The sequence below is a fragment of the Pseudoflavonifractor sp. AF19-9AC genome (assembly GCF_003478995.1).
Lineage (GTDB): Bacteria > Bacillota > Clostridia > Oscillospirales > Oscillospiraceae > Lawsonibacter.
This window is the reverse complement of the sequence record NZ_QUGI01000003.1, coordinates 441,213-448,554: the sequence shown is the minus strand read 5'-3', so window position 1 is coordinate 448,554 and position 7,342 is coordinate 441,213. Positions and strand designations below refer to the sequence as shown.

Annotated in this window: 5 protein-coding genes; all 5 read left to right on the top strand. The window is 58.3% G+C overall.

Annotated features, from left to right (window positions below; all coding sequences use genetic code 11):
* A partial coding sequence (locus DWX58_RS15215; RefSeq protein WP_199648727.1) for a hypothetical protein occupies positions 1-181 on the top strand: 181 nt, incomplete at its 5' end.
* Positions 182-413: 232 nt separating this feature from the next.
* Complete coding sequence (locus DWX58_RS07715) at positions 414-3,539, top strand: AAA family ATPase (protein WP_118642562.1); 3,126 nt, start codon at positions 414-416, stop codon at positions 3,537-3,539.
* Between the two features lie 57 nt (positions 3,540-3,596).
* Positions 3,597-4,103: a (2Fe-2S)-binding protein gene (locus tag DWX58_RS07710; protein ID WP_118642560.1), complete on the top strand. Its 507-nt coding sequence runs from the start codon at positions 3,597-3,599 to the stop codon at positions 4,101-4,103.
* The gene (locus DWX58_RS07705) at positions 4,100-6,364 is read left to right on the top strand and encodes a molybdopterin cofactor-binding domain-containing protein (protein WP_118642558.1); all 2,265 of its coding nucleotides are present in this window, start codon (positions 4,100-4,102) and stop codon (positions 6,362-6,364) included. Before DWX58_RS07710 ends, DWX58_RS07705 begins: the two co-directional genes overlap by 4 nt.
* Before the next feature lie 2 nt (positions 6,365-6,366).
* Positions 6,367-7,308 carry an FAD binding domain-containing protein gene (locus tag DWX58_RS07700; protein WP_118642556.1) on the top strand — a complete coding sequence of 314 codons (942 nt, stop codon included), beginning with the start codon at positions 6,367-6,369 and terminating at the stop codon, positions 7,306-7,308.
* Positions 7,309-7,342 lie beyond the last annotated feature (34 nt).

Genomic DNA, 7,342 nt, shown 5'->3' with positions numbered 1-7,342 from the left:
GGAGAAGCTGGGCCAGTTCAAGCTGGGCAAGGGCACTTCCATCGCCTATGAGAAGGTGACTGAGCTCATCAAGTTCCAGAAGGAAGACATCTACATGGGCAACCAGTCCAAGGCTACCATCGGCCTCATCGAGTCCGATGATCTGCTCAACGCGATTGAGGCCGCTGTGGGCGAGCTGTAAGCCAAGCAAAATACAAAATCAAAAATGGGAAAAGCCACCGGAACGCCGCTTTAGCGGCGTTCCGGTGGCTCACCCGGTTTCCTGACAGATTCCTTTGACGGGCCTGAGGGAAGTTGCTATAATAAAGTGGCAATCAAGGACCTATGGCCCGCAGAGGAGAGTGGAACGGCTGGACACTGCGGGATCCAGTGCTGCCTGAATTTGGCGGCAAAGACAGACAGAGGTGATCCCGGTGAAAGAGATTCAGGCCTTCTTGTTGGGCAGACCGCGTATTTTATTGGACGGAGAGCAGGTCTCTCTACCCTTTAAACAGGCGGAAGCGCTGCTTTATTACCTGCTGGTGGAGGGCAGTGCCTCCCGATTTAAGCTGGCAGACCTTATCTGGGGCGATCGGGGAGACGAGAAGAAGGTCCGATCCAACATGCGCAACGCAATCTATGTGCTGCGCAAGGCACTGGGGCCTGATCTGCTGCTGGAAACCCAGAAAGATGTACTGGAAATGAATCCCAACTACCAGGTTGAGGTGGATCTGCTCCAGTTTATGGAGGACAACGGGCCGCTGACCGGTTATGCGGGGGATTTTCTGGAAGAGTTCTACCTGAAGGACAATGAGTACTACAACGACTGGGTGCTTGGAATCCGGCAGAACTATAACCGGGTGTATCTGGAGCGTCTGAAGCAGGATGTGGAAGACAGCTTTCAGCAGCAGCAGTGGGAGCGGTGTGAAAGCGGCTGCCTGCAGCTTTTGCAGCTGGATGAGTACGATGAGTCCACATACTGCCGCCTGATGGAGCTTTACCGGCTTCAGGGACAGTATTCCAAGGCGACTGCGCTGTACGACCGGCTGAAAAAGCTGTTTGCAGAAGAACTGTTTCAGGAGCCCGGCCAGGAGGCCACCTCCCTGATGGAGCAGATCAAGGATCTGCGCAATCGGCGGGTTTCCAATTTGATTTCCCAGCGCAGTGCCATGGAAAAGCCCCCGGAAGCGGAGAAAATTTTCTTTGGACGAGAGAAGGAACGGGATCTGGTTTCCAGTACCATTGAGAGTTTTCTGGCGGGGGGCGAACGAATCAGTCTGGCCGTGCTGGGAGAGACAGGCATCGGAAAGACCTGCCTTTTGGAAACCGTTTTGAAGGAGATCGACCAGCGGGAGGAGATGAGTTGTTTCCAGACCCGCTGCTATCGGGCGGAGGAGCAATATGCTCTGAAGCCGTGGCAGAACGTGTTTGCCCAGCTCATCGTCTTTTTCCGGGAACGCCTGCCTCAGGAGGACAGTGCGCCTTTTGTGGAGGCTGTTTCCAATGTGTTTCCCTTTTTTCGGCAGAACGGCAGTGGGCAGCCCATGGATCAGGACGAAATAGCCACCGTGCGGTACAACAATTCCGAGCGGCTGATCGCGCAAATCCTGATTCAGCTGGCCAGAAAACAGAAATTGATTTTCTTTTTTGACGATCTTCAGTGGGCGGATAATATTACTATTTCCCTCATACAGGACATCATGACCTCGGAGCAGAATCAGAACATTCTGTTTCTGCTCACCTGTCGGGGGGATAAGCGTCCCTTTGTGGATCGGTTTCTGGAGAGCATGGCCCTGTCCCGTCTGCTGAAAAAAGTGAATCTGGAGCGCTTTACCTATGAGGAGACCATCCAGCTGGCCAACCTGCTGGTGCCCGAGGGACTGGAGTCGGAGGATGTCCGACAGCGGTTTTATCGGGAGACGGATGGCAACCCCTTCTTTATTATGGAAACGGCAAACAGTCTCCGCCATAATCGCTCCATGGCGGATGTCACCCCCAATATCCGGGACAGCATTTACGCCCGGATTGTGATGCTTTCCGGGGAGTGCCGCAACATTCTGAACCTGCTGTCCGTGTTCTTTGACGGAGCCACCTTTGAGCTTCTTCTGGAGCTGTCGGGGCGGGAAGAATATGAGCTTGTGGATGTGCTGGAGGAGCTGATTTCCAAACAGCTGATTCGGGAATCCTCTCAGCCGGAGGATGTCAAATTCCAGTTTGTCCATCAGAAGACACTGGAGTGTGTCTATGGTGAGATGTCCATTACCAAGAAGCAGCTGCTCCACCAGAAGGTGGGCTGCTGCCTGGAGCGAAAGCTGCGCAGCAGCGACAGCGATTTGCTGCTTTACTCCCAGCTCATGTACCATTTCCAGCGGTCCAGGGACAGAAAGAAGTACCTGAAATACTACGTGGAGTATGTGTACAGCTACTTAAACCGTTCCCATGAGTACTATCCCATCATCGTCAACGCCAACTATGTCTCCCAGCCCTGGGCGGATACACCGGAGCTTGACGGCAGCGACAACGAGGGCATCGCCCGTATTCTCAAAGACATCAAGAAGCTGATGGATGAGAACATGGACGACCTGGATGAGGAGGATTGCTGGGGCTTCCTGTCCGACTACTACCATATGATGGGGCGCTACCACATCCGGTTGGTGGAGTATGAGAAAGGTCTGCCTTACATCAATAAGCTCATCGCACTCAATGCGGGGCAGGACAGCCAGCGCTGCTATACCAATCTGATCAAAGCAAACCGGCAGCTCATCTGTGTCCACCTGGACCGATATGACACAAAAAATATGCGTCGGGTCATTGACGAGTCCCTGCAGCTGCTGCAGAACATTTATAAGGTGGAAGAAGAGGCCATCTGGAAGCGGCTGTCCGGTCTGTGCAGCATTATGTCCGGGGACATTGAAAAGGGCATTGCAGATTTGCAGTTTGCCATCGTTACCTTTGAGCATTCCGAGGAAAAGGAGCGGTACATCTACAATCTGGCGGCCTCCTACGCCTGGCTGGGCGAGGCGGAGCGCAGTCAGATGCACTACGACCAGGCCAAGACCTATTACGCCAAGGCCGTCTCCATCTGTACCAGCCACTTCCTGGCAGGGGGCACCGCCACCTTCTACACCTATGCGGGACAGGCGGCCTTTGACAGCGGCGATCTGACGGCGGCGGAGCGGTACCTGGCCATGGCCATCCGCCAGTTCGATGCTGTGGAGCTGATGTGGGGCCGGGGCGTCGCCTTTGGCTACTACGGAATGCTCTGCGTGCAGCAGGGGCGCTATCAGGAGGCCTTCCAGTATCTCACCAGAGCAGAGCGGTTCTCGCAGCGTCTGGAGAGCTGTTATGAGCAGGGAATGCTCAACCGCATGTATGGACAGATTGCCCTGCGAATGAAGGAGGACTCCAAGCTCCGCTCGGTGTTTGGACGGTATCTGGATCAGAGCGCGGAGTTTTACGCAGCCCGGGCCAGAAAACTATTGCAGAATGTCTATTCCCCTGTGGATCTGCTCTACCTGGAACAGGTGGAGCGCCGTGCACAGAGCAATATAGAGGAATAAATACACATTACTTTTTTGGAAGGAAGAAGCGAACCATTCGAGGAAGGAGAAGAAACGATGGAGGAGAAGCAGTATCATATTACCATACAGCTCAACGGAGAGCCCCGTGCGTTTACCGTAGGGGAGCAGGAGACCCTTCTGCATGTGCTGCGGGAGAAGGCCGGCCTTACGGGAGCCAAGAAGGGCTGTGATCTGGGAGAGTGCGGAGCGTGTACCGTGATTATGGACGGCCGTGCGGTGAACTCCTGCTGTGTGTTCGCGGTCAGCGCGGACGGCAAGCGGGTGGAAACCATTGAGGGCATTGGAACGGAGGAGCACCCCCATCCCCTGCAGCAGGCGTTTATTGATGCAGGCGCCATTCAGTGCGGCTTCTGCACGCCGGGGATGATTATGGCGGCCAAGGCCCTTCTGGACCGGAACCCCCACCCCACCAAGGAAGAGGTCCGGCAAGCCATGTCGGGCAACCTGTGCCGGTGCACGGGATACGAGAAAATTGAGCAGGCCATCGGCATGGCCGCTGAGGTTGTGGCCCGTTATGCCCAGGGGAAGGGGGAGCAGGCGTGAGCGAGACAAGAAACTTTGAAAGCGTCAACAAAGAGGTGCCCCGTCTGGAATCCTGGAAGAAGGCTTCCGGACAGGCGGTTTATACCGACGATATCCGGGTGCCCAACATGGTGTATGCGGCCCTGGTGCGCAGCCCCTATTCCCGGGCAAAGGTTCTGAGCATTGACGTGAGCGAGGCGGAAAAGGTGCCCGGTTATCTGGGGTGCCTGCTGCCTGAGGAAGTGCCCCAGGATTACTTCAACTGTTCGGGCAACCCGCCCTCTCCGCTGCTCATGAAGGATGAGACGGTGCTGACCCTGGAGCCCAAGGTGCTGGGCGACCGCATTGCCTGCGTGGCTGCGGAGACCGAGGAAGCGGCCCGGGAGGCCGCGGACCGGGTGAAGGTGGAGTATGAGCAGCTGACCCCTTATCTGGAGATCAAGCAGGCCATGGATGAGAAGGCCGATCCACTGCAGCCCCACATTGCGCCCGATAACATCATCCAGCGGCGCGAGGTGTCTCAGGGTGACCGGGCTGTGGGCGAGGCCGAGTCCGACATCATTCTGGAGGACCACTTTGTAACGCCTCCCATGCAGCATGCCACCATCGAGCTGACCAGCTGCGTGTGTGATTTCAGTGACGGCAAGCATCTGACCGTGTACAGCACCTCTCAGACGGTGTTCCAGGAGCGGCGCATCATGGCGGAAATCCTGGGCCTGAAGGAGACGGACGTGCGCTTCAGCAAACCCATGGTGGGCGGCGGCTTTGGCGCCCGGCAGCAGATTCACGCCCAGCATGTGGCGGCTCTCATGTCCAAGAAGCTGGGCCGGCCGGTGAACCTGTCCTACACCCGTGAGGAGGACCTCTACTCCGTGGTGCGCCACGGCTCCGACGTGGACCTGCGCATCGGCGTGAGCAAGGATGGCAAGCTGAAGCTGTTTGATACCACCTTCCGCCTCAACGGCGGCCCCTTCACCACCCACACCCCCACCGTGGTGGCGGCTGCGGCACGAAAGCTGCAGTACAATGTGCCCAACTATTTCTTTGAGGGCCTGAGTGTGTACACCGACCACATCATCGGCGGTGCTTTCCGCGGATACGGAAACTCTCAGCTTACCTTCGGCCGTGAAATCCTCCTGGACCGTCTGGCCGACAAGCTGGGGATGGACCCGGTGGAGTTCCGCCTTATGAACCACGTACAGGTGGGCGAGTGTTTCCCCTGTGCCAGTATCCCCGTGAGCAGCAACGGCATCGAGGAGTGTGCCCGCCGCTGCCGGGCCATCCAGGCGGAGATTGACGCCAAGGAGCCCCTGGTGGACAACGAGGACATCCGGCAGGCCTGGGGCATTTCCTTCAGCTGCCACGGCTCCGGCCCCTCCAACAAGGACGGCCTGAGCGGCGCTGTGGTGATGCTCAACGACGACGCCACGGTGCAGCTGCTGGTGGGCTCTGCGGACATCGGCCAGGGCAGTGAGACCATGGAGAGCCAGATTGCGGCCGAGTGCCTGGGCATTCCCCTCTCCCATGTGAAGATCACGGCGGCCGATACCCTGACCACCCCCTATAACACCGGTACCTTCGGCAGCAGCCAGACCTTTATCTGCGGAAACTCCGTGGTGAAGGCCTGCGAGGATCTGAAGCAGAAGGTGCTTGCACAGCTGAAGGCCATCTACCCCGACTGTGAGGTGGAGGAGAAGGACCGCCGGTATCACATCCACGGCAGCGAGGAGCTGGACCTGAGCTTTGAGGAGGCCACGGCCAAGATCATGTTCGACCTGAAGGGCGGCGTGATGATCGGCGCGGGCACCTATAAGGCGGCGGCCTGCCCCAATCCCTTCGCAGTGTGCTTCGTGAAGGCGGAGTACCACAAGAAGCTCAACGCCATCCGTCTGCTGGACATCATCCAGGTGGTGGACGTGGGTACCCCCATCAACCGCATGACCGTGGCCGGCCAGATCGAGGGCGGCATCGCCCAGGGCGTGGGCTATGCCCTCTATGAGCGGATGGAGATCAATCCCCGGAGCAAGCGGACCATGTCCTCCGACCTTCTGCACTATCGCATTCCCCAGATGGACGATATGCCCAAGACCCATGTGGACATGGTGGACAGCTACGATCCCTACGGTCCCCACGGCGCCAAGAGCGTGGGTGAGCTGACCACCGTTCCGGTGGCTCCCGCCATTGTCAACGCGGTGCGCCACGCCAGCGGTCAGGAGCTGAACAGCCTGCCCCTGTGTGACAAGTTTATTATCCTGCCCAGCCGTCGGAAGGAGGAGGAGTGAGCATGGTAGCCAAGACTTTGGAAGAAATTCTGCAGGCAGAACACCCCACCTACATCGGTGGCGGCACGGACATCATGCCTCTTTTGAAAAATCATGTGCGGGACGACCAGGATCTGGTCTTCGTCAGCGAGGTTCCTGAGCTCCAAGGCATGGAGCACAAGGACGGATACCTGTATCTGGGCGCCGGCGAGCGGCTTTACGACATCTCGGTGAGCCCCCTGGTCAAGGAGGGCTGGCCCGCCATCGCCCAGGCGGCGGGGGCCACGGCCTCTCCCCAGATCCGTAACATTGCCACCATCGGCGGCAACATCATGCAGGACCGCCGGTGCATCTACTTTAACCAGAGCCGTTATTGGCGCAGCGGTCTGCCCCTGTGCTTCAAGACCGGGGGCGAGGTGTGCCTCCAGATTCCCAACTCCCCCGTGTGCCGGGCCATTTACTACTCGGATGTGGCTACCGCGCTGCTGCTCTATGAGGCGGAGGCCGAGTGCATGGAGAACGGCCAGCGCAGCTGGATTCCGGTCCAGGAGCTCATTGCCCGGCACTCGCAGGCCAACGGCTTGGCCTGCAAGGAGCACCTGCCGGTGCTGGTGATCCGCTTCCGGGTGCCCGAGGCCCCCAAGGGGGAGAAGAGCGGCTTCTATAAGTACGCCATGCGTGCCACCATTGACTTCCCCCTCATCAACTTTGCTCTGCGCTGCGGCGGAGACCGTCCGGCCCGCATCATTGCAGGGGCGGTGGCTCCCGAGCCTGTGGTGCTGGAGGAGACCGCCAAGCTGCTGGAGAACGGTCAGTCCACTGAGGAGGAGATCATTGCAACCTGTGAGGCCGAGCTGAAAAAGCTGGCCAAGCCCATCAAGGAGGCCTGCATCTCCCCGGGCCTGAAGCGGGATCTTTACCGTCAGCTGTCCGCCCTGCTGCCCCTCCGGGAGAACAAGGGATAACCTTTCTCTCAGGTGATTGAAAGAAAAGAAGCGG

What these genes read in the sequence shown, in the direction of transcription:
- DWX58_RS07710 (WP_118642560.1), top strand. Translation starts at nt 3,597, where the DNA reads ATGGAGGAGAAGCAGTATCATATTACCATACAGCTCAACGGAGAGCCC.
- DWX58_RS07700 (WP_118642556.1), top strand. Translation starts at nt 6,367, where the DNA reads ATGGTAGCCAAGACTTTGGAAGAAATTCTGCAGGCAGAACACCCCACC.